The organism is Acinetobacter sp. 12966 (assembly GCF_031196995.1).
In the GTDB taxonomy this organism is placed as follows: domain Bacteria; phylum Pseudomonadota; class Gammaproteobacteria; order Pseudomonadales; family Moraxellaceae; genus Acinetobacter; species Acinetobacter geminorum.
Map to the genome: position 1 here is coordinate 1 of NZ_JAVIMC010000090.1, position 21,787 is coordinate 21,787.

The 21,787-nt window shown below is 39.2% G+C and carries 21 protein-coding genes, 4 tRNA genes and 1 riboswitch; of the genes, 3 read left to right on the plus strand and 22 right to left on the minus strand.

Annotation, left to right across the window (positions count from 1 at the left end; all coding sequences use genetic code 11):
- Positions 1-180: 180 nt before the first annotated feature.
- The 18 genes from RFW85_RS13435 to RFW85_RS13520 form a co-directional block, all read right to left on the minus strand.
- Positions 181-255, minus strand: a tRNA-Thr gene (locus tag RFW85_RS13435).
- 13 nt (positions 256-268) lie between these two features.
- Positions 269-344 (minus strand) — tRNA-Gly (locus RFW85_RS13440).
- A 37-nt stretch (positions 345-381) separates the two neighbouring features.
- A tRNA-Tyr gene (locus RFW85_RS13445) sits at positions 382-465 on the minus strand.
- 54 nt (positions 466-519) lie between these two features.
- A tRNA-Thr gene (locus RFW85_RS13450) sits at positions 520-595 on the minus strand.
- A 98-nt stretch (positions 596-693) separates the two neighbouring features.
- Complete coding sequence (gene trpE / locus RFW85_RS13455; RefSeq protein ID WP_170249491.1) at positions 694-2,187, minus strand: anthranilate synthase component I; 1,494 nt, start codon at positions 2,185-2,187, stop codon at positions 694-696.
- Positions 2,188-2,295: 108 nt separating this feature from the next.
- Complete coding sequence (locus RFW85_RS13460) at positions 2,296-2,964, minus strand: phosphoglycolate phosphatase (protein ID WP_086265338.1); 669 nt, start codon at positions 2,962-2,964, stop codon at positions 2,296-2,298.
- A gap of 66 nt (positions 2,965-3,030) precedes the next feature.
- Positions 3,031-3,657, minus strand: a complete 627-nt coding sequence (locus RFW85_RS13465) for an FHA domain-containing protein (protein WP_170249492.1) — start codon at positions 3,655-3,657, stop codon at positions 3,031-3,033.
- Positions 3,658-3,697: 40 nt separating this feature from the next.
- A complete protein-coding gene (gene gspD, locus RFW85_RS13470; protein WP_170249493.1) occupies positions 3,698-5,974 on the minus strand; it encodes a type II secretion system secretin GspD in 2,277 nt (758 codons plus the stop codon).
- Positions 5,975-6,015: 41 nt separating this feature from the next.
- Positions 6,016-6,852: a type II secretion system protein N gene (locus RFW85_RS13475; RefSeq protein ID WP_170249494.1), complete on the minus strand. Its 837-nt coding sequence runs from the start codon at positions 6,850-6,852 to the stop codon at positions 6,016-6,018.
- Positions 6,852-7,595, minus strand: coding sequence for a type II secretion system protein N (gspN, locus tag RFW85_RS13480; protein ID WP_032005861.1), 744 nt, complete (start codon positions 7,593-7,595; stop codon positions 6,852-6,854). Before gspN ends, RFW85_RS13475 begins: the two co-directional genes overlap by 1 nt.
- Before the next feature lie 334 nt (positions 7,596-7,929).
- Positions 7,930-8,256 (minus strand): H-NS family nucleoid-associated regulatory protein, encoded by a 327-nt coding sequence (locus tag RFW85_RS13485; RefSeq protein WP_000801427.1) that lies wholly within the window; start codon positions 8,254-8,256, stop codon positions 7,930-7,932.
- Positions 8,257-8,450: 194 nt separating this feature from the next.
- Positions 8,451-8,891, minus strand: a complete 441-nt coding sequence (locus RFW85_RS13490) for a thioesterase family protein (protein ID WP_216076585.1) — start codon at positions 8,889-8,891, stop codon at positions 8,451-8,453.
- 7 nt (positions 8,892-8,898) lie between these two features.
- Positions 8,899-10,092: a heme biosynthesis protein HemY gene (locus RFW85_RS13495; RefSeq protein ID WP_216076586.1), complete on the minus strand. Its 1,194-nt coding sequence runs from the start codon at positions 10,090-10,092 to the stop codon at positions 8,899-8,901.
- A gap of 9 nt (positions 10,093-10,101) precedes the next feature.
- A complete protein-coding gene (locus RFW85_RS13500; RefSeq protein ID WP_309171606.1) occupies positions 10,102-10,944 on the minus strand; it encodes a hypothetical protein in 843 nt (280 codons plus the stop codon).
- A gap of 8 nt (positions 10,945-10,952) precedes the next feature.
- Complete coding sequence (locus RFW85_RS13505) at positions 10,953-11,720, minus strand: uroporphyrinogen-III synthase (protein ID WP_170249496.1); 768 nt, start codon at positions 11,718-11,720, stop codon at positions 10,953-10,955.
- 3 nt (positions 11,721-11,723) lie between these two features.
- Positions 11,724-12,641, minus strand: a complete 918-nt coding sequence (gene hemC, locus RFW85_RS13510) for a hydroxymethylbilane synthase (protein ID WP_216076587.1) — start codon at positions 12,639-12,641, stop codon at positions 11,724-11,726.
- A gap of 100 nt (positions 12,642-12,741) precedes the next feature.
- Positions 12,742-13,482, minus strand: coding sequence for a LytTR family DNA-binding domain-containing protein (locus RFW85_RS13515; RefSeq protein ID WP_171545308.1), 741 nt, complete (start codon positions 13,480-13,482; stop codon positions 12,742-12,744).
- A 60-nt stretch (positions 13,483-13,542) separates the two neighbouring features.
- The gene (locus RFW85_RS13520; protein ID WP_170249498.1) at positions 13,543-14,682 is read right to left on the minus strand and encodes a sensor histidine kinase; all 1,140 of its coding nucleotides are present in this window, start codon (positions 14,680-14,682) and stop codon (positions 13,543-13,545) included.
- Here RFW85_RS13520 and argH point away from each other — a divergent pair.
- Both argH and RFW85_RS13530 read left to right on the plus strand, forming a co-directional pair.
- Positions 14,673-16,106 (plus strand): argininosuccinate lyase, encoded by a 1,434-nt coding sequence (gene argH / locus RFW85_RS13525; RefSeq protein WP_002121138.1) that lies wholly within the window; start codon positions 14,673-14,675, stop codon positions 16,104-16,106. The two genes, RFW85_RS13520 and argH, sit on opposite strands and share 10 nt — an antisense overlap.
- Positions 16,107-16,115: 9 nt before the next feature.
- On the plus strand, positions 16,116-16,385 hold the full coding sequence (locus RFW85_RS13530; protein WP_000089995.1) for an oxidative damage protection protein: 270 nt from the start codon (positions 16,116-16,118) through the stop codon (positions 16,383-16,385).
- A gap of 305 nt (positions 16,386-16,690) precedes the next feature.
- On the opposite strand, the gene phoU is transcribed toward RFW85_RS13530, so the two are convergent.
- From phoU to RFW85_RS13555, 4 genes are all read right to left on the minus strand, one after another.
- Positions 16,691-17,413, minus strand: a complete 723-nt coding sequence (gene phoU / locus RFW85_RS13535) for a phosphate signaling complex protein PhoU (RefSeq protein ID WP_171545309.1) — start codon at positions 17,411-17,413, stop codon at positions 16,691-16,693.
- A gap of 105 nt (positions 17,414-17,518) precedes the next feature.
- Entirely contained in the window at positions 17,519-18,850 is a 1,332-nt protein-coding gene (locus RFW85_RS13540; RefSeq protein ID WP_025464141.1) for a TolC family outer membrane protein, read from the minus strand.
- 95 nt (positions 18,851-18,945) lie between these two features.
- The gene (locus tag RFW85_RS13550; RefSeq protein ID WP_126645281.1) at positions 18,946-19,851 is read right to left on the minus strand and encodes a DMT family transporter; all 906 of its coding nucleotides are present in this window, start codon (positions 19,849-19,851) and stop codon (positions 18,946-18,948) included.
- Positions 19,844-20,425, minus strand: a complete 582-nt coding sequence (locus RFW85_RS13555; protein WP_309171607.1) for a TetR/AcrR family transcriptional regulator — start codon at positions 20,423-20,425, stop codon at positions 19,844-19,846. The genes RFW85_RS13550 and RFW85_RS13555 overlap by 8 nt, the downstream gene beginning before the upstream one ends.
- A 107-nt stretch (positions 20,426-20,532) precedes the next feature.
- Here RFW85_RS13555 and RFW85_RS13560 point away from each other — a divergent pair, with 107 nt between their 5' ends.
- A complete protein-coding gene (locus RFW85_RS13560; protein WP_216076588.1) occupies positions 20,533-21,615 on the plus strand; it encodes a hypothetical protein in 1,083 nt (360 codons plus the stop codon).
- Positions 21,616-21,649: 34 nt separating this feature from the next.
- A riboswitch (TPP riboswitch) is annotated at positions 21,650-21,784 on the plus strand.
- Positions 21,785-21,787 lie beyond the last annotated feature (3 nt).

Sequence of the window (21,787 nt, forward strand, 5' to 3'; positions counted from 1 at the left end):
TGGCTTATTACGTTCAAACTTAGCCTTAGCCATGTTTATAGTCCTCGTTTACGTCGAACACAATTCTGAGCAAAAACTCAGCATCGACATATCGCCTAAAAAATCAAACACCCAATACTTGAAAAGCAGACTAATAAGCCTGCTTTTTAAATCTTTGTAGAAAAACTACTAAACTGTATCTGGAGCTCTTATCGAGATTTGAACTCGAGACCTCTCCCTTACCAAGGGAGTGCTCTACCACTGAGCTATAAGAGCGATTATCCTTCGATGGAGCGGGAGACGAGGATCGAACTCGCGACATGCAGCTTGGAAGGCTGCCGCTCTACCAACTGAGCTACTCCCGCACTGTGTTGGTATATATACCACTTCAATCGAAGTTAATGGTGGTGAGAGAAGGATTCGAACCTTCGAAACTTTCGTAGCGGAGTTACAGTCCGCCCCCTTTGACCGCTCGGGAATCTCACCATATCACACTTATTTCAGTGTTGTTCTTCACTTCACAACTACACACCCTTAAGATGGTGCCGGCACACGGATTCGAACTGTGGACCTACTGATTACAAGTCAGTTGCTCTACCAACTGAGCTATGCCGGCTCTTCTTAGTGTTTCGTACGTTTCGTATCGGAACGGTGTGCAGTTTAGCAAAACTTCCAAACGATGCAAGCGGTTTTTTAAAAAAAACCGCTAAAAACTCATAAAATCAATCCGTTTGATGATAATTCAACCGCTTTGATCACTGCGCGAGCTTTTATTTGCGTTTCATTCCATTCAGATTCAGGATTTGAGTCTGCAACTAGGCCTGCTCCAGCCTGTACATAGACCTTTTTATCTCGAATAACACAAGTACGGATTGCAATCGACATATCCATTTCGCCGTGCCATCCCAAATATCCTACTGCCCCGCCAAACACACCTCTTTTCACAGGCTCAACTTCATCAATAATTTCCATTGCACGAATTTTTGGTGCACCCGATAAAGTACCGGCTGGGAAAGTTGCTTTAAATACATCTAGCGCATCGATATCGTCACGAACTTCGCCTTGTACATTTGAGACAATGTGCATGACATGTGAATAGCGTTCAATCACCATTTGATCCGTTACTTGAACCTTTCCTATTTTTGATACGCGCCCCACATCATTTCGACCAAGGTCAATCAGCATTAAATGCTCAGCGATTTCTTTTTCATCAGAAAGTAAGTCTCTTTCTAAAGCAAGATCTTCTTCTTTAGTTTTTCCACGTGGTCTGGTACCTGCAAGAGGACGCACTGTCGCAATACCATTTTCTAAACGAGAAAGAATTTCTGGCGATGACCCTACAATATGGAATGGCTTTTTATCTGTAATCGTTTGCCCTTGTACCAGAAATAAATAAGGCGATGGGTTCAAATGACGTAAAGCACGATAAACTTGTAAAGCCTCTCCATCGAAATCAGAAACCATACGCTGCCCCGGAACAACCTGCATCACATCACCAGCACGTATATATTCTTTAACTTTTTCGACTGTTTCTAAGAATTTCGCTTTACCAGTAATTGATTCAAAATGTGGAGGTGTATGTGGCTTAGCTTGCAGACTTACTGGTATAGCTAACAATTGCTCTAATTGATCTAATTTTTGCTGAGCGTCTTCATAAGCATTACTCTGCTCTGTATCCGCATGAACAATTAAAAATAAAGTATCTTTAAGGTTGTCAAAAACAATGACTGTCTTTGAGAGCATCAACCACAAATCCGGCAATGTAATTGGGTCAGCTGCCGGAACATTTTTTAAACGTGGTTCTATGTAACGAACAGCATCATAGCCCAAATAACCCACTAATCCGCCCGTAAAACTCGGTAAGTTTGGCAAAAGCTCAGCAGATGGCACTTTAAATTGCTTCTGAAATTCACGAATATATTGAAATGGGTCTTGGCAATCTTGTTGTGTAATTGAGCCATCAGCATGTTGTATAGATAGAACACCTGCATTACACGAGAAAACCGTCGACTCTCCTAAACCAATCATAGAGTAGCGTGCCCAATTTTCACCACCTTCGACTGACTCAAATAAATAAGCTTGCGTGTGGTCTTTAAAACGAGCAAAAACAGATAAAGGTGTTTCTGTGTCTGCTAAGCGTTGGCGATAGACTGGAATTGTGTTGTAACCAGCAGCCTTAAGTTGCTCGAATTGCGCTAATGTTGTCATGAATTTTCTCTAATATGGTTTCGATTTAAAAGTGTGTTTTTCTAGATTCGGTTTAGACACGCCATCGAAAAACCATACGCTTATTCATTCTGATCTCCATTTCATTCATTAAATAATTAACTCAGCAAGACTATCAACAACTTGCTGAGGTTGGCAATCATAGATATTTTCTCCATGATTATAGCCATAGCTAACCACAATACAATCAATTCCAGCACGACGCGCAGCCTCAATATCATTACTTGAATCGCCAATCATTAATGATTGTGAAGCAGATATTTTTAGGCTTTGCATGCAATGCAATAATGGCAATGGATGAGGCTTTCTCTCAGGTAAGCTGTCCCCACCAAGTACGACTTGAAAATATGGAGAGAGCTGTAAAGCATCAAGCAATCCCTGGGCAAGTTGTACAGGCTTATTGGTAACGCATGCCATTTGTATGTTCAAAGTTTTACAATGTTTTAAAAACTCGGTTACACCAGGATAAATTTGAGTATTTACACAGAGTTCTACACTATATATATCAATAAATTTTTCTAATAAGACTTTATGTTGTTCAGGATCTAATTTTCCAAAAATATGGAGTAGAACACTTTCACAGAGTTTTGAAGCTCCCTTACCCACCCATTCTCGTATTTGGACTTCTGTTACCAATGGCCAACTTAGCGCCTCTAAACTTAAATTCATAGACCGATACAAATCAGCAGCAGAATCAACCAACGTCCCATCTAGATCAAATAAAATTAAATCGCGCTTACTTAGTTGTGCAACAGACATCTTTTTTCTACTCAAAATTGAAAAGGCATGCGTTTAGCATGCCTTGATTGTAAAAGCAGCAAAGGATTATTTAAAGAATAACCATGCCAATACCGCTAAAATTACTAAAATAATAATAGTGATTAAACCAACTGAGGCATTCTTCTGTTGCTCTCTTTCTTCAGCAACACGAGAAACTGGCTCATCAAAAGCGATAGGTGTTTGCTGTTGTGCATTAATATCTACACCCTCTGGAATAGGTGCAGGTTTTGGAATAGAAATATTCTGCGGCATACCATCGCGACGAACTTCCACTTCTGCAGCACGCTCTGCAAGGCTCGGCATTCCTTGATCGCTTAAATCTGGAGATGATGTTGTATTTACAGGCTCGGCTTCAATTTCAGGTAATTCCGTGATTTTCTGTGCAGGTGCCAATACAGAAAATTTAAAACTAGCAAACTGAACAATATCACCATCATGTAGCTGCTTTTCTTGCTCAATACGAATATCGTTTACAAATGTGCCATTCGATGAATTAAGGTCTTGCACCCATAGCACTTGATCTTTTAGAAGCAATGCAGCATGGCGACGTGAAATTTCAGCAGCTTGTAACAACACATCAGCATCTTGATGACGCCCTACCAACATATCGCGATCAACATTAATTTCTTGGCCAGTAATTTCACCAGTAATTGCTTGTAGTTTCCAAGTCATGCGTATGTCCTATTCATTTTTTATCAATCATAACATGCTACTACTGTGCTGTGCTTGGGCGCAGTGTCGTTGTTGTTACTGTATTTTTAGTACGATTAACTTCAGGATCAGGTAACTGTAAGGTTTGCTTTTGCACTGCCGGCTCTACCGCTACAGGTGTAGTTACCGTCGAGGTTTTTCCACCTGATGGAACCTGTTGATAATTCTTTGGCTGAGAGGCAATACTAGGTGGTGTCATCTTTTGATTATAGACATCATCAACTTGCTCAGGCAGTTTTGCAAAGTTGCCATTTTTATCCATAGCCAATTGCAAGCTATAAAGCTGGCTATAGCGCTGCTGAGACAAACGGCGCACATCATTTGCATCACCCACAATTGTTGGGTGGATAAAAACCAGAAGGTTACGTTTTACATTGCTTCTATTATCTGATCGGAACAAACGCCCAACATAGGGAATACTACTTAACCCAGGTATACCTTGTCTTGAAAGTGACGTGTCATCCGACACCAAACCACCAAGCACTACTGTCTGTCCATGTTCAGCCAAAACAGCAGTTTTAATGGCACGTTTACTTGTCACTAAGTCAGCTGCTTGTCCACGACTGTCTTGAACAGCAGAGACTTCTTGTTCTACTTCCAGACGAACTGTACCACCTTCACCGATATGTGGAACGACTTTTAATGTCACACCGACATCTTTACGCTCAACCGTAGTGTATGGGTTGATACCCGTACTGTTTGTAGTGACCGATCCTGTTACAAAGGGAACATTTTGACCGACAACAATATAAGCCTCTTCATTATCCATCGTCACAATGGATGGTGTCGAAAGCAAATTTGATTTGGTATTAGTTTTAAGCGCTTGAATTAATGCACCATAAGCCTTACGGGAATTCTCAAAATTACCCAGAGCCAAGGTTGCCCCATTACCTTTATTAGCACCACTAGCGATAGCTGATGCAGCCCCAGCCGAACCACCCGATAAATAACCAGCAGCAATAGAAGATAAACTAGCACCTACATTACTAAAGCTAAGCAAACCAATCCCACTAGATAAGTCACCAAGCGCCCATTGAATACCAAGTTGATCTGCATCATCTCCTGACACTTCGATAATTGCAGCTTCAATCAGAACTTGCTGACGGCGAACATCAAGCTGCTGAATAGCAGATTCAATTTCGCGCATTAATTGAGGATCTGCCTTAACCACTAACGAGTTTTGGGTATTATCCGCAATAATGCTCACACCATTTTGGCTAAAGCTAGAGATATTGTTCTGATTATTATTGTTCGAATTACCGTTTAAATTAATAGATGGTGTAGAAATTGAGCTACCATTTGAACCAGAGGTATTTGAACTAGAATTCTGGTTATTACCCATCAAATTATTGATCGGATTCGATGAATTAGAAGAACTGTTATTACTATTTGACGAAGAAACAGCTTGTCCTGTTACGAGGCCTTGCAAAATCTCAGATAAATTTTTTGCACTTGCATATTTCAATCGAAAAACTTTTAAACCACCTAAACGGTCGGCCGAAGGCACATCTAGCATTTCAATCATGTGTCGAATGCGCTTACGCGTTTCAGGATCGCCCTTAACTAAAATACGATTGGTTCGGTTGTCTGCAATAATACGGATACGTGCACCGTTAAAATCTTTAGATGCTCCCGTAGCACTCATCGCCTCAAGTTGAGTAATGATTTCTTCCGCTTGGCTCGATTGGAGGCCTATTGCCTCAATATCATTCTGGCCAGTACCATCTAGATTACGAATAATATTTTCAAGCTGGTAAATATTTGCTGCACGGTCCGAAACAATCAGTGCATTAGTCCCTGCAATCGCAGCCATATGCGCAAATTGTGGCATTAAAGGACGAAGTGCTGGAATTAAATCATTAGGATTGGTGTTTTCAAGCCAAATTACTCGGGTAACAATCTGATCACCACGCAATTTATTTCGCGAATCGTAAGGGATTCCCGAATTTTTGACATTACTATCTGGTACCAGTTTAATGGTGTTACCCGAAGGAATTGCCACCACTCCATTTACGTTTAAGACTCCAAGAAACAGGTCGTAAACTTCATTCTTATTCAGAGGCTTATTCGATATAACTGTGACGTTACCACGTACTCGTGGATCTACTGCAAAGTTTTTACCCGTAATATCTGCCACTTCATTAATAAATGCAGTTAAGTCAGCATCACGTAAATTGATCTTCCATGTTTGGGCATAGACACTGCTGCTCACTGTCGCAATCAATGGGGCTGCTGCAAGTAATGCCCAAAGTGGACGTTGATGATTCAATAAAGCCATAACTTGCGATAATTCCTAACTCTTATGGTGACGTGTTATCACTAAAAATTTTGTTGTATGGTCATCACTTGATCACCACGTTTTATTTCTATTTTCACTTGCCCAGCTCGTCGAGCCTGTTCAAGTAACTGCACATCCGTTTGTCCCTGCCCAACCGTTTGACCGTTTAATGAAACAATCCGATCACCCGGCCTTAAACCTAACTTATTTCGAAGCGCAGTGGGTGTACGTTCTGTAACTTCAAAACCCTCAGTGGCGTTCCCACTAACACCCATGTCACGCAGATATTGTTCACGGTTGCCTTGCATTTGCTGAATAGCCTGCCCTAACGCTTCTTGAGCAGTATTAACAGGTGCTGACGACTGAGGTGCAGTAGCAGTTGGTTGTGATGCATCTGGCGTCATAGGTTGATATAAACCGTTTGGCAAACCTTTAAATTGGAGTTCACGAGTACTTCCATTACCTTGACGTAATATCACGTGATCCCAATAAACTTCTGCCAACTGATAAGAGGTAGAACCTATTGTTTCTCCTACCCGATATCGGTCGGCAGTATTATCTAGCTTAATAACAGCTGAGGAAAAACGATTCGGATAACCCAGCATTACGCCTTGTAATTCTAGGTTGACATTTTCCTGTGCTGCATTGGCTGAAGGTTCATTAAAAAGTGAAAAAGTACTAATGTTAGGAATTTGTGGCTGCTGTGATCCTAACTCAACTCGATCAAATTGCATCATTTGAGGAGGCGCAATTACCCACCAAAATAATGAAGCTAATTTCCAACACAACCATAAAATTAAAAAGGCAAATACAACTACACTTAACCGATCTAATTTTTGCCACTGTAATTGCTGTAATTTCTCAATCCATACTTTCATTAGTTACCCCCTTGTATTAAGGGTTGACGAGAACTAATGACAAACGTATCCAAACCAGCTTTTCCATCATAAGATGGAATATTAAGTAATAATCTTTGGGTGAGCTGCACATCAAGCATCATGTTGGCATCTAATAAGAGATTCGCCATTTTTTGACTGCGTTGATCACGTATATCAACTTGTAATTGTCCATTTTGATCCGTTAATTGGCCATTTAAAGAAGGCATATTCATACGGTCTTGACGATCACCAATATTATAAATTAAAGCACCGCCACCCCAATGTAATTGACCATCAACTGCTGCGAAACCCTGCTCTTTCTTATAATTAAACTCAATATCTTTCAGTTGAATGCTGTTCGTAGGCCATTGCCAATTCACAATTTGTTTTAATGTTTCAGGCGCAATTTGACCATTCATAGCCTTTACAATTACTTTTTTCCCCACACCATAGCCCATTACCCCAGCCAATTGGGTATTACCACTATGGATATCTACATCAGCAGCGAACCTTAATAAAAACAGGTCAAGAGGTCTAGTTTTCCAATGAATCGAACCTCTCAAAGTACCACGCCGCCAATCTGCTTGGCCTTGCCAGATATTTCCACTTACATTGTGTAGAGTTTGATTATTCTTTGAAAATTTAGAAATAAGCCAAGTCGCTGGGATCTGTAAAATAATAAAAATTAAAAATGCAATGAGGGCAAAAAACCACCACTTCCATTGCTTAGACTTTTTCTTCATTCAGCCTTACCAACATGCAAATTATCGTCCTTATTTTGAGAGTAGCTCCCTAGTCTGACATTATGCATACTTTTTCAACATCGCCAATTCACTTCATATAAAAAAACCAAGCAATTGGGCTTGGCTTCGGTATTAAGACTATAAGTTGAACGTATGACAAAATCATGAAAACTTGGCACTCAATGAAGTAAATGCACATTTGATCTCAACAATTCATTTAAAGAGCAATTTAAACACTCAATTTTTTAAATAATATTTATAGCAAAATTTTGAGATATTTTTATCAATAAAAAAGCCAAGCAAATTTACTTGGCTTTTAAAAAAGACAATTTGATTAGATTAAGAAATCTTCAAGTTTTGCGCCTTTTTCAATTTCAGCAACTAACCAGCGTGGTTGTTTACCACGACCAGTCCAAGTCTCTTCAGCATTGTTTTTGTTGCGGTAACGAGGTTCAACAGATTTACGTGTTGTTTTCTTACGTTTTTGAGCACCAAACTCGAGAAGTTGTTCAACACTGAAACCAACATTTTCAGCAATCTCGATAATTTGATTATAAGCATCTTCGATTGCTTGATCTTTTTTACTTGCAATTAAAGCTTCTGCTTCTTCTTGTAAGCGTTTTAACTCTTCAACAGATAATTCACTGATATCCGGTTTCATTAATAAATACTCCAGTCTTACAGACAATTCAAAATAATACAGACAAAATTTAAAAACATAAAATCAAGACCAATATTATTTATAATCTATTCAATAAGCAATAGTTTGAAAGCCGTATTCATCAGAATAACCAAAAAAATTACCTTTTAATTACATTACCAATTATAAATGAAATATATTTTATTAATATTTATTTAAGATAAATGTATTAAGTTATGCCCAACTGATTTTTCTAGCTCAATAATTTTTTGTTTTATTTCCTGCGGTATTTCACATTTTCGTTCTGTTAATTTATCTACGCATACCATAACAGCTTCACCAGTAGCCACAATTTGCTGTTGGGTTTCACTCCACAATATATAAGCCATACGGAATGCACTATTACGAAGCTCTTCCACACGAACTCCTACTTTCAATACATCTGGATAAAAAACAGGCTTTAAATACTTACACTGACTCGAAGCTACAACGGTATATAAATGTGGGGTTAATATATTGATTGCTTCCATATATAAAATACGTGAGCTTTCAATATATCGATAATATTGTACATTATTGACATGGCCAAAAGCGTCCATATCTCCCCACGCTACTTTCTGTTCATATATTACTGGGTAGACAGACAGTTCTTTCATTTTTACCTCATATTTTAAACTTTAAAAAATTTGCATCATTTTCAAAGATTAGATTTAACTGCTTGATTAACACGTCATCTTCTTTAAGCGTGGACTTAATACGTAAATAGCTCATTAAAATATTATCTGGATATAATGATAATAATGTTTCAGCTTCTATTTGACGTCCAGTTGCCATATAGACATGCCATTTTGCAAAGGTTAAAACTGGCAAATTCATATATTGATTTTCAAATTGAATAATTTTTTCTTCAACATCGGCATAGTCTGGAACTTGTTTAAGCAACTGTTGCTGAAACCATAAATAGAATACTTCTGGGTCAAACTGCTCGTTTAACAAGTGTAGCGTTAAGGCCGCATGCTGCATGCTCATATCTGGCATACGTGCTAATAGTTTTAGCCATAACAACTTACTGCTATAAGGTCGAGTTTGAATCTCAGACTCTAAATCCAAATAACGTTGCTGTAAGGCATGTAAGTCATCAATAGAGGCTTGGTCAAATTGCTGAAGAAGTTGTTGCAACCATAAATCACGGTGCTCAGCATCTAGCAAACCATATTTCATGGAACGTAAATACACCCATGGATGTTGCAGCGCTAATTGCCCCCATAACGCAGTTAATTTTTGCTGGTAAGCAGTTTCTATTTCTTGTAACCAAGGCGATAACTGATGCTGGTATAAAAATTCAAGATGAGTTAATGCACGGTCGGCTTCATTTTCGGCCAAAAATATTTCAATTCGCTGTAACTCTGCCAATTCAAATGCCATAGGTGGTGATTGATCGAGAGCAGCCAATGCTTTTGGATAATCCCCACTTAAAACCAGAAATCTGGCATCAATAATATTTTTTAAAAGCCCTGATTGAGTAAAAACACGTTCAATAAATACACGTTGATCTTCGGCCGCTTCTAATAACCAAACAATACCTAATTGTTCATAAGGATGAAGGTTTTTAAACTGGAAGATGTTTTCACTTTTCCTTTGTTCACGAGAGGAATAACGTTTAATCCACAGCCATACGAGTTGAGCAATAAAACTCATCACTACAAAACTAAGAGTTAATCCCCAGACATTTGTTTGCAGTTGTAATTGCCGCCAGTAAATATAAACATATCCCATTCCATAGCCATAACTAAATAAAGCTAAGGCTGCAAAGAGTATTAAGCTGATGACGACATAAACCCACAGGAGGTGCTTCATATATCCTCCTTATGAGCCAATTAGCCCAAGTGTAGAGAGTTTAGGAACTGGCACGACTGATAAATGTGCCACTTTAGCAATACGTTTTTTTAACTGCTGACTTGTTGCATCAGGCATTTCATCTAACTTTTGCATCACAGATTGCAACTCATTTTGATACTCAGTCATTTTCCCTTGATTGAGTGCTTGTTCGGCAATTAACAATCTTAATTGCACTTCTTTAAGCACGACACTTCGACTCATTAAATTAATAGACGGCGTTTCTACTTTTTCTATTCGGAACCACTTTTTCCACCAAGACACAGTCTCGGATTGATCCATTTCAAGTTTAGGCTGGGCTAAGGCTTGTTGAATATTCTTATCAATGGTCTGTAATAAATCATCGATTAGTTGATGGCGTTGATTTTGAGCCAAAGTAAACTGTTGAACTGCCTGTTTATCTTGCTCGAGCGATTGATTCAAGCTATGTTGCAATGCTGGAGCAATTTCATAGTGCACAAGCGATTGCTGTAACTGGTTTAATTGATCAACTGCATAAATCAACTGCTGCTGATCGATTGCAAATTGAATTAAATCTAATTTTTGTTTAATTAGAACTGTAGGAGTAATACCTGTCGGCGGTGCATCTTGTTGAGTGACTGAACTGGTTTTACTCCCTGTATTCACAGGTTGATTCTGCAACTGGCGCTGTAAAGCAACCAATTGATCATTTAAATTGGCGTAGTGCTGTTCGGATTGCAGCAGGCTTTGTTTAAGCTCGGGAACAGTACGAGAAATTTGCCACATATCGTAGCTGAGCTTAGCCAACCAAGCTATGCCCAGCAAAATGATGATAGAAACAAGTTTTCTCATATGAATCCTTATAATGCCTGAATGTGATGAATCATCCCCGAAGGCGATAAATTTTCAAGTTGAATAATGTGAAAATGAGCCTGTTGCTGATCGCGATACTCTTTAACAATTTGAAAAAGACGAGGTCCCAAAACCAGATATACACCATCAGGTTGTACATTATTTTTTAAGCAAAGCTCTAACCAATACTTCCAGCTCGCTTCACTGGTAATTAAGACGAGCCATTTATTTAAATTATAATTCGAATTCTGTGTCAGATGTTTGAATGTAGAATATGAAGCTTCTGGGCACTGCCGATGATATAGAACAAAATTTAAAATTTGAATTCCTTGTTGTTGCAAGGTCTCCATCATAAATTGACGTCCACCTTCTCCCCGCCAAAAAGCGACGCTACCAGCTTGCTTCATATTATGGAGAATAGGGAGATTTAACATCCCTTCAGAGGTTTCAACATCTGGAATATGTGCTTCTATTCCATATTCATTTAGACAATTGGCCGTTGACTGCCCAACAGCAATCCACTGAATATGTTTTAAATCACGGAGCTTTAAACCGCTTTGCAGTAAATACTTCATCCCCACATCAACAGCGGTTGGGCTCACTACAACGATAGCTTGTGCCTTAACTAATTGTTGGTAAAGCTGAAGTAAATGTTCGGAAAAGGGTTTAGCAACGAGTTCTAAAAGAGGTAAAGACTCAACCTGATAACCTTCATTTTGCAAAACTTCTGTTAATTCTGCAGCCCGAGAATCAGGTCGAGTATTAATAAACAACATGGTTTAGTAAAGAGCCTTTAATAGCTCACCAGCGCCTTGATCAAGTAAGTTTCGAGCAAGGTTTTCACCCAATTGCTGAGCATTATTGGCTTCATCGGTCAATTCAGCACGTAATAATGTTTGACCATCTGGGCTTCCAACACGACCTTCGATATGGATTTGACCATTTTGTAGTGTGGCATAACCTGCAATTGGGACCTGACAACCACCTTCAAGGTAGGCATTAAATGCACGTTCAGCACGTACACAAACATCTGTTTCTGCGTGTAATAAAGGTTGAATTAAAGCCAATACATCTTGGTCAGCTGCGCGGCACTCTAAACCCAATGCACCTTGTCCGACAGCAGGCAAACTAATATCTGGTGTTAAACAATGACGAATACGTTCTGACAAACCTAAACGCTTCAAACCGGCACTAGCTAGAATAATTGCATCGTATTGACCTTCATCTAGCTTCGCTAACCGTGTACCAACATTTCCACGCAAGTCAATAATTTGTAAATCAGGACGTTGTTTTAATATTTGAGATTTACGACGTAAGCTTGATGTACCAACTTTTGCGCTTTGTGGTAAATCAGCGAATGTTTCAAACCGATTTGAAACGAAAGCATCTAACGGATCTTCACGCTCACAAATGACTGCTAAAGTTAAACCTTCTGGCAAAGCCATTGGAACATCTTTCATTGAATGTACAGCTAAGTCTGCACGCCCATCTAAAAGTGCTGCTTCTAATTCTTTAACAAACAGCCCTTTGCCCCCAATTTTTGCTAAAGGCGTATCTAAAATTTTATCGCCCTGCGTGACAAATTTAACCAGTTCCACCGTTAAATCAGGGTGAAGCTCCTCTAAACGGGCACGAATATGTTCTGCCTGCCAAAGAGCAAGTGGGCTTTGTCGTGTAGCAATTTTCAAGGTTTTCATAAATTCAAGCATGGGCTGGTCAAACAATACACCCTAAACTTAACTTGATCCCTTAAAATTGCAAGTAAAATCTCGCAAGTCCCAGATAACTCTTTTAAATTTAAAGCTGATGAATTCGCTCTCTAAGCGTAGATAAATGCCGACGGCTCACCGAAAGTCTTTCATCAAGACCACGTAATCTAACCTGATATTGCCCCGAACTGACTAGCTCCAATCCATCTAGATATGCAACCGAAACCAACGCATTTCGATGAATACGAATAAACTGATCTGCGAATTCGGTTTCAAGCTCTTTTAATGTTTCATCTATTAATACACTGCCATTTTTATGTCTCACAGTGACATATTTCTGATCTGCTAAAAAGTAATAGATATTTTCAACAGGAATCAGTTCAACCCCGCGATAGGTTTTTGCGGCAATTTGATGACGCTGTGTTTTTAAATCTTGTAAAAGCTCAGAATTCGGTAATGCATTGAGCTGTGCTTTAGTAAGTTGAGTTAGCTGACTTAAAGCTTGCTCAAGTTCAACTGCATCAATCGGTTTAAGAAGATATGCTTGAGCCTGAGCTTTAAAAGCTTCCAATGCATGCTGATCGTAGGCGGTACAAAACACAATCGCAGGTCGGGGATTGAGTTGACTTAACTGTTCTGCACAGACAAGCCCATTCATACCTGGCATTTGAATATCAAGTAAGATTACATCCGGTTGATGAAGCCGTGCCTGTTCCAAGGCCTCCTGTCCATGATGAGCCGTTGATACAACCTCATGTCCCATCTTTGAAACTAAACGTGATAAACGCTCCACTGCAAGTGGTTCATCATCACAAATTAGCACCTTCATTCATCCTCCTTGTCACCGTTAACTTGGTCCATTTTTTTATGGTTAACTCTGACTGACTTATTATTTTGTTTGATATTGATAGCTCATAATAGTGGTATATAAAGCTTCACCTTTATAAACCTGAAATCTAACGGTGTTCCCATAATACGCTTTCAGGCGCTGCTTAACATTTTCAAGAGCGATTCCATGCCCTTTCCGTGAATTTATTGTATCGTCTGTATATGGGTTGGTAATGACTATACTGACCTGATTTTGCAATATTTCAACCAATACCCCTATGGTTGCTTTGCCCATCATTGGTTCTACCCCATGAAAAATACTATTCTCTAACAAAGGTTGTAATGTCAATAAAGGAATAGTGATCTGTTTTAATTGCACAGGTGAAAGCTCGATCTTCCAATCAACTTTTAAACGCTCACCTAGACGGACCTGCTCAATCATTAAATATTGTTTACTCAGCTCGATTTCTTCATGCAGACTCACCAATTTTAATTCTTGGAAACTCGCTCGAAATAAACGCGACAAACTAATGAGCATGCTTTCTGCTTTATCTGGATCTATCGCAATTAAACTCACCACATTATTTAAACTATTAAATAAGAAGTGAGGGTGAATTCGTGCTTGCATGGCCTGAATACGTGCATTTAATTCGGCATATTGCTGATGCAACCATTGTTCCCTGACATATAAATAACGTAAGCAGAAGGCCCCGAGTAATATTCCATAGCTTAGATATAAAGGTACATTGGTAAAATAAACACCCCAGCCCTGCGTTAATGACGCATGTTTATTTAAAAGACCAAACTGAAAAAAATTACTCATTAAAGTGGTCAAAACAACAATACTTTGCAGCATGACAAAACCAATAACCAAAGCAAATTCTTGACGTAAGCTGCTAAAAAAACCTTGAAAGCGTTCAACCAATGCAAAAAAGGACAATATTACCCAATTAATAAAAACGATGTATTGAAAAAGCCTTTCCCCGCTTAAGGCTTGCCAAGACTGCGCTTCAGCCAATGCCAGAACCAATGCCAAAACATTACTTGCGATAATTAATTCGAATAAGTGTTGCCAACGCCCACTTTTCGTAAAAAAATAGGAGGAATTTTGATTTCGGTATGCTGTAGAAAACAACTTTGTTTGTTGAGCTTCGGCAAGTGATATACTCTTTTTTATTTTACTGAGCCACCATGACCACATCTTCAAATCCCCCTAATTCAGTAACCCCAGACCAAACCTCAGGTATGTGGGGTGGTCGTTTTTCTGAAGCGACGGACGCTTTTGTAGCCGAATTTACCGCCTCTGTTCAGTTTGACCAACGTTTTTATAAGCAAGACATCGCTGGTTCGATTGCGCATGCTACCATGCTTGCGAAAGTTGGCGTACTCACAGAAGCAGAACGCGATGACATTATTGAAGGTTTAAGCACCATTCGCTCAGAAATTGAGGCTGGAAACTTTGAGTGGCGCATCGATCTTGAAGATGTTCACATGAACATTGAATCACGTTTGACTCAACGTATTGGCATTACAGGCAAAAAATTACATACAGGTCGTAGCCGTAACGATCAGGTTGCAACTGATATTCGTCTTTACCTACGCGACGAAATTGATGATATTTTAAAATTATTAGAACGTTTACAAAAAGGCTTGTTAGGCTTGGCTGCCAAAAATGTAAATACGATTATGCCAGGCTTTACACACCTACAAACCGCTCAACCAGTAACTTTTGGTCATCACTTGTTAGCGTGGTTTGAAATGTTGGTACGTGACACTGAACGTCTCCAAGACTGCCGTAAACGTGTTAACCGTATGCCGCTTGGATCTGCTGCTCTTGCGGGTACAACTTATCCAATTGACCGCGCATATACAGCAGAGCTTTTAGGGTTTGAAGCTGTATCTGAAAACTCTCTTGATGCTGTATCTGACCGTGACTTTGCCATCGAATTTAATGCAGCTGCTGCACTTATCATGATGCATTTATCACGTATGTCAGAAGAGCTCATTCTTTGGACTTCTGCACAGTTCAAATTTGTGAATATTCCTGATCGCTTCTGTACCGGTTCTTCAATCATGCCACAGAAGAAAAATCCGGATGTTCCAGAACTTATTCGCGGTAAATCTGGCCGTGTATTTGGTGACTTAATTAGCTTACTTACGCTCATGAAAGGTCAACCATTGGCATATAACAAAGATAACCAAGAAGATAAAGAACCTTTATTTGATGCAATCGATACAGTTCGTGGTTCACTCATGGCATTTGCAGACATGATTCCTGCATTGGTTCCAAATATTGAAATCATGCGTGAAGCTGCTCTTCGTGGATTCTCAACTGCAACTGATCTTGCCGACTACTTAGTGAAAAAAGGCGTAGCGTTCCGTGATGCGCATGAAATTGTAGGTAAAGCAGTAGCATTAGGTGTTGCGGAAGAAAAAGATTTATCTGAGCTCACACTTGAGCAGTTACAGCAATTCTCTGACTTAATTACAGCAGATGTATTTGATAAAGCCTTAACTCTAGAAGCTTCTGTAAATGCACGTGATCATATTGGCGGAACTTCACCAAAACAAGTAGAAGCTGCGATTGCTCGTGCCCATACACGTTTAGAACAGTTATACGCTTAAGGATAAATCATGAGTCGACAAGTATTTTGCCGTAAATATCAAAAGGAAATGGAAGGTTTAGACTTCGCTCCTTTCCCAGGTGCTAAAGGCCAAGATTTTTTTGAAAATGTTTCTAAGCAAGCATGGCAAGAATGGTTACAACACCAAACTACGCTAATTAATGAAAAGCGTTTAAACGTGTTTGAACCAGAAGCTAAAAAGTTTCTGGAAGAACAACGTGAGAAGTTCTTTAACAATGATGAAAGTGTAGAAAAAGCTGAAGGCTGGAAACCAGAATAATCGGTTTGTTTTAGCTTAATCATCATTAAAAAGGCGGGTCTATATACATAGATCCGCCTTTTTTTACGTGAAACTTACACAAACATAAAAAGCCTTACATAGAGCGCACAGGACTCTACATGACATCAAAAAGCGAAGAACTTAATATCACTCTATAGCAAGAAGAACACGATCCCTGTCGTGTTTATGCACTTGATTTTCTGTCCTGAACTTCCCCCCAAAGTTCGGGACATTTTTTTATCTATTATTTTTAAAAATAAAAAGGCCTTGCTTCAAACAAGGCCTTTAAATATTTCAGCTCAAGATTACTTTTGGTGGACTTTGGCTTCAATTTCTTCAATTTTGGTATGACGAGCATCAAAGCCTTTGGCCATATAAATCACTTGCTCAGCAATGTTACGAGCATGATCGCCAATACGCTCTAATGAACGTAAAACCCACATGACATTAATTACACGAGCAATATGACGCGGGTCTTCAATCATATAAGTCATTAATGTACGTGTTGCTGATTGATATTCACGGTCAATGTCAGCATCAGCTAAAAGTACACGCAAAGCTTGATCTGCATCTAAACGTGCAAAAGCATCAAGTGCATCATGAATCATGACACGAACTTGATTACCAATATGACGTGTTTCCATGTAGCCACGTGGTGATCCACCTTCTTCACACAGATTTTGTGCAATACGGGCAATTTTCGCTGCTTCATCACCAATGCGTTCAAGGTCAGTATTGGCTTTGCTCATGGCAATCACCATACGTAAGTCAATCGCTGCCGGATGACGACGCGCCAAAATCAACGTCAAGCCTTCATCAATATCACGTTCATATTGATTGACTGCATTATCTTTAAATTGAACATCAATCGCTAAATTTGCGTCGGTATCAAGTAAAGAATGAATTGCATTTGCTACCTGCTGTTCGACCAAGCCACCCATGGTCATAAACTTTGTGTTTACATCTTGCAAATCTTCATTAAATTGAGAAGAAATATGATGGCTTAACACCGGATTACTCGGACTCAAGGGAAGCCTCCAACATGATGGCGCGGGAATAAAATGATTGAGCATTAAAACACAGCAATCATTAAGTTTTTATGACAAAATTAAATTTCAGATAAAAGCATTTAATCACTGATAAGTTAACCAGCTATTAAGCTCGACTAGATCTTTTTCGCCTAACTGGCCTACCGCAGCTTTTAAACGAAGCACATTCAATAAATAGTCATACTGAGCATTAAGATAATCCTGTTTTGCAGAAAAAGCATTACGCTGCGCCAATAAAACATCAACCATACTTTTCAAGCCTTCGTTATAACTCGCTTTTGAAGCTTGAGAAACCAAAGAAGAGGAATCCATTGCAGCCTTTCTTGCTTCAAGTTTGGCTTGATCTGTGTCGACCTGCATAAACGCACTTTTCACATCGACATTGGCACGGCGAATGGCTGCATCAAGTTGTGCCTGCGCTTTACTGGCTTCTACAGTGGCTTTTTTAATTGATGTTCGGGTCCGTCCACCATTAAATAAATTCCAGTTCATTTCTACACCGACCTGATCAAATTTTCCGTCAGTCGAAATGAGTGTCTCTGGTGTTTGTTTAGTATAGCCATAGCTCGCCACAGCATCTATTTGAGGATAAAGTGCTGCCTTTTCGACACGGCGCTGGTCTTCACTATATTTTTGCTGTAAACGGGCTTGCTGGATCTTTAAGTTTTTTTGCTGTGCCAAAGAAAGCCAGTCATTAAGCTCTGCTGGATAAGGCTTTTGAAAATTAAAATCACTTCGCAGTACAGCGAGTTTATCTTGATAAGAACCGATATATTCAGAAAGCTGCTCTTGGGCTAAAAGTAATTGAACATTGGTTGAAATACGATTGGCTCTAGCATTTTGATATTGAGCATTTGCTTCACTCACATCACTACGTGCCACTAAACCTTCTTTGAGTTTGGCATTCATCATATTGAGTTGTTCAAGCAAAGCCTTTTCTTCTTGTAAGTATGCAACACTCAGAGCCTGCTGACGCAACACATTAAAATAGGCTTCTGCCACATTTAAAACATGATCTTGTTTTTGCAGCCTTAAAGTGATTTCACTAAGTGCAACCGAAGTTTTAACTTGTTTATAACCTTCCCAAGCATCCATTCGAAATAATGGCTGACGTGCAGTGAGAGTCGCTTGTCGAGTCGTTGACGTACTACTTACCAAAGCATCTGACAGGCCCTCTTGATCAACACCCGGAAAGTTTGAACGTTTTACAGTTTGTCGATTACGGGTAATGTTTCCAGACAATGTGACAGTAGGTAATAACGCCCCCGTTGCTAAGCCTAAGTTCAGTTGATCTGCCTCATATTGTTGTTGATTGGCTTGCCACGTTGGGTCATTTTGTTTTGCGCGCTCATAAGCTTCAACCAAATCTAGAGCAAAACTCGAAGATGCAAAACTCCAAAGGCCAACAGCGACCATTAATTTTATTTTCATTGTTCAAATCAACGATAAAACTTGCCTTTAAGACTAAGAAAAATTCAAATCAAACTCAAGCCATTAAAAGTTTTAGTTTTTTAAGCGTTCTTAGTTTTTGACAAGATTAAAATACAAATAAAAATCAGCAACATGCCTATCCAACCCAGCCATGAAACATGCTCACCCACCAAAACGATGGCAAAAATCGCAGCCACTAAAGGTTCAAATAAAGTTAAGGTCGTCGCTTTGCTGGCATTTACTGTTTTTAATCCAAAACCGAAAAGTAAATAACCCAAAAACATAGGAATCAGCATCATATAACCAGCCACAAGTAAATTGGTTGAGCTATGCAATAACCCTCCACCTGTAACCAACAAAGTAGGAAGCAAAATAACTGCCCCACCACCCATAATCATGCCCATTGCAGCTTTAGAGGCAACACCCCGATCTATTAATCTTTTTGCGGCCCATGAATAAAGTGAATAAGTTGTAGCTGCGACAAGCCCAAGAAAAATACCGAAGAATTTATTCCATTGATTTGTACTCTCTTGGATCGCATGACTTTCCCCCATCGATAACATACTTACACCAAGCACACCGCACACAAAACTTAGAAACCATATAGCCGATAAAGCTTTGCGGTCAAAAAATCGCTCTAAAATTGCTGCTATTAATGGAGCGGTACCAATTGAAACAACGGTGCCAATCGTAATGCCCGCATAATGCATTGAGGAATAAAAAGCCAAAGGATAAACACCAACCGCCGCTACCCCTAAAAGCAGTATTGAAAGATTTTCCCTTATAAACTGACGGTTTTCGCGTATTGCTCGTGATGCAACCAAAGCTTGTAAAAGTCCTCCACCGCCCATCGCTACGGCACCAATAGCGAGTGGGCCAAGTGTCGGTGCAAATGCTGCCGCCGTACCTGTTGTTCCCCACAAAACAGAAGCAACCAAAATCGCAATTGTGCCCCCATAGCTACTATTTTTAATGAGGCTAATCATGTAGGCATTCTCTATTTAAAATATCTTCTGCCATTTGTTTTGCTAATAGAAGTTGACGACTGTTTTCTTCTAAGCCTGCTCGTGCCATAGAACCCTCTAAAAGAAAAGAAAGCTGCGTAGCTACATAGTTAACGCGCTGTGAGTCTGGTATTAATTTTTTTAAATGCTCAGCAACAATACCTTCCACTTCTTCTTTATGCTGCCTTACAGAACTACGCCCTGCACTATTCGCTGGAAACTCTGCGGCAGCATTCAATAACCCACAGCCTCGAAACCCTTTTTCGTAGGCAAATTCTGCATGGTCCTGATAGGCATCAAACACAGCCAAAATGGCTTCTTTAGCTGTGTTTGTTTTTGCTAAACGCTTTTGATAGAGATCGAGCCACTCTTGATGGCGTGCAGCAATATAGGCATCAACAAGATCGCCTTTTGAAGAAAAATTATTATAAAGCGACATCTTAGCGACATCGGCTTTAGCCGTAACTGAATTGATTCCTGTTGCAGTAATGCCATCGTTATAAAACAAGGTTGCTGCTGCATCGAGAATTTTCTGTCTTGCTGTTTTATCATTCATAGCTTTAATTTAAGTAGACCGACCTACCTAATAATAAAGATTTCTAACAATGATGCAATCTTTTTCCGAGTTATAATTTGAGCAATATTCACTTTGATAAAAAAACAATGATGAAAAAAGTTCTAATGATGAGTGTATGCAGCGCACTACTTTTAGCTGGATGTAATAAAACATCAGAGCAAGATCAGGCTGTATCTAAAGAGCAAAAACCAACTGAACAAAAGGCTACTCAAAAACAAGACAGCAGTTGCTTACAAATTATGGCTGCTACGCAGAAAATCAACCAAAACAGCAAAATAGAAGATTTAAATCAAATTAATGAAAAGCTTAAAAGCTGTGTTCCCTCTTTAAAAAATGATGAGCAGCTTAAGCTTATTGATGCTTCAACTGCGATGTATCAACGTTTTCTTAAACAAGACTACACTGAAAAAACAGGGAGAGCTTTTGAAGCATTTGGCTATGCCGTTTTAGAACAGAAACAAGACCTTAAAAAGGTCATCCAAACCCAGAAAAAACTCTTCGACCAACTTAGCCCGCGTGATCAATATTTACTTCAACATGAAGGCCAAGCCTACATTGAACTTCTCTATCAAGGTGAGGGTATGTTTACCTATCGACGTCAGCCAAACTATTTAGTTGAGGTTTTTTCTACGTCCTTACCAGCAGACCAAAAAGAGTTCTTAACTCGTATGGCCAAAGATAATCAGGATATTTTCTATAACGATGGTGCGTTGGCTGTTTCATGGAAAGAACTTACTGAACGAGCACTTTTTTGGGAAAAATTTATTCAGAAATATCCAAAAAGCCACTTTATTAGTGATGCAAAACGACTATTTAATGAATATCGCTATTTTATTTTCTTTGGTTTAGATAACACGCCAGTGTCAGATGAATATGCACCGAATACGTGGTTTGATAAAGATGCTCTTCAACAAATTCGGTTTTTGTCTACACAAAATCAGTCGAGTTTAGCGAAATCCGCTCAACTGTTTCTTAAGTTTATTGCCACTCCTGTAGAGGAGCGTAATAAGCAATTTAAAATAGATTTAACTGATAAAAATGGTGATAAAAAATCAAATTATCAGATTACTCATGAACAGCTTGAGCAGCTATTAAAATTTGATTCGCCATGGAACACGGAAGTCTATCGTGACTGCCATATGGATGCAGTTTGTATAGATACAAATTGACAATGCCAGCCAACCTAAAACATGTTAGTCTGTAAATCGCTTGACGGAGCGCGAGTAATAGCTCGCTGAGATTGTGTAAATTCTGTGTTATCGCGACACAAGTTTGATCACAAGTACCGTTGAACCTGATCAGGTTAAGACCTGCGTAGGAATCAAGCCATCTGAAAACTTA

Bases quoted from the DNA above. Each gene is read 5' to 3' on its own strand.
- trpE (WP_170249491.1), bottom strand. From the start codon at position 2,187: ATGACAACATTAGCGCAATTCGAGCAACTTAAGGCTGCTGGTTACAAC.
- RFW85_RS13460 (WP_086265338.1), bottom strand. From the start codon at position 2,964: ATGTCTGTTGCACAACTAAGTAAGCGCGATTTAATTTTATTTGATCTA.
- RFW85_RS13465 (WP_170249492.1), bottom strand. From the start codon at position 3,657: ATGACTTGGAAACTACAAGCAATTACTGGTGAAATTACTGGCCAAGAA.
- gspD (WP_170249493.1), bottom strand. From the start codon at position 5,974: ATGGCTTTATTGAATCATCAACGTCCACTTTGGGCATTACTTGCAGCA.
- RFW85_RS13475 (WP_170249494.1), bottom strand. From the start codon at position 6,852: ATGAAAGTATGGATTGAGAAATTACAGCAATTACAGTGGCAAAAATTA.
- gspN (WP_032005861.1), bottom strand. From the start codon at position 7,595: ATGAAGAAAAAGTCTAAGCAATGGAAGTGGTGGTTTTTTGCCCTCATT.
- RFW85_RS13485 (WP_000801427.1), bottom strand. From the start codon at position 8,256: ATGAAACCGGATATCAGTGAATTATCTGTTGAAGAGTTAAAACGCTTA.
- RFW85_RS13490 (WP_216076585.1), bottom strand. From the start codon at position 8,891: ATGAAAGAACTGTCTGTCTACCCAGTAATATATGAACAGAAAGTAGCG.
- RFW85_RS13495 (WP_216076586.1), bottom strand. From the start codon at position 10,092: ATGAAGCACCTCCTGTGGGTTTATGTCGTCATCAGCTTAATACTCTTT.
- RFW85_RS13500 (WP_309171606.1), bottom strand. From the start codon at position 10,944: ATGAGAAAACTTGTTTCTATCATCATTTTGCTGGGCATAGCTTGGTTG.
- RFW85_RS13505 (WP_170249496.1), bottom strand. From the start codon at position 11,720: ATGTTGTTTATTAATACTCGACCTGATTCTCGGGCTGCAGAATTAACA.
- hemC (WP_216076587.1), bottom strand. From the start codon at position 12,641: ATGAAAACCTTGAAAATTGCTACACGACAAAGCCCACTTGCTCTTTGG.
- RFW85_RS13515 (WP_171545308.1), bottom strand. From the start codon at position 13,482: ATGAAGGTGCTAATTTGTGATGATGAACCACTTGCAGTGGAGCGTTTA.
- argH (WP_002121138.1), top strand. From the start codon at position 14,673: ATGACCACATCTTCAAATCCCCCTAATTCAGTAACCCCAGACCAAACC.
- RFW85_RS13520 (WP_170249498.1), bottom strand. From the start codon at position 14,682: ATGTGGTCATGGTGGCTCAGTAAAATAAAAAAGAGTATATCACTTGCC.
- RFW85_RS13530 (WP_000089995.1), top strand. From the start codon at position 16,116: ATGAGTCGACAAGTATTTTGCCGTAAATATCAAAAGGAAATGGAAGGT.
- RFW85_RS13540 (WP_025464141.1), bottom strand. From the start codon at position 18,850: ATGGTCGCTGTTGGCCTTTGGAGTTTTGCATCTTCGAGTTTTGCTCTA.
- RFW85_RS13550 (WP_126645281.1), bottom strand. From the start codon at position 19,851: ATGATTAGCCTCATTAAAAATAGTAGCTATGGGGGCACAATTGCGATT.
- RFW85_RS13555 (WP_309171607.1), bottom strand. From the start codon at position 20,425: ATGAATGATAAAACAGCAAGACAGAAAATTCTCGATGCAGCAGCAACC.
- RFW85_RS13560 (WP_216076588.1), top strand. From the start codon at position 20,533: ATGATGAAAAAAGTTCTAATGATGAGTGTATGCAGCGCACTACTTTTA.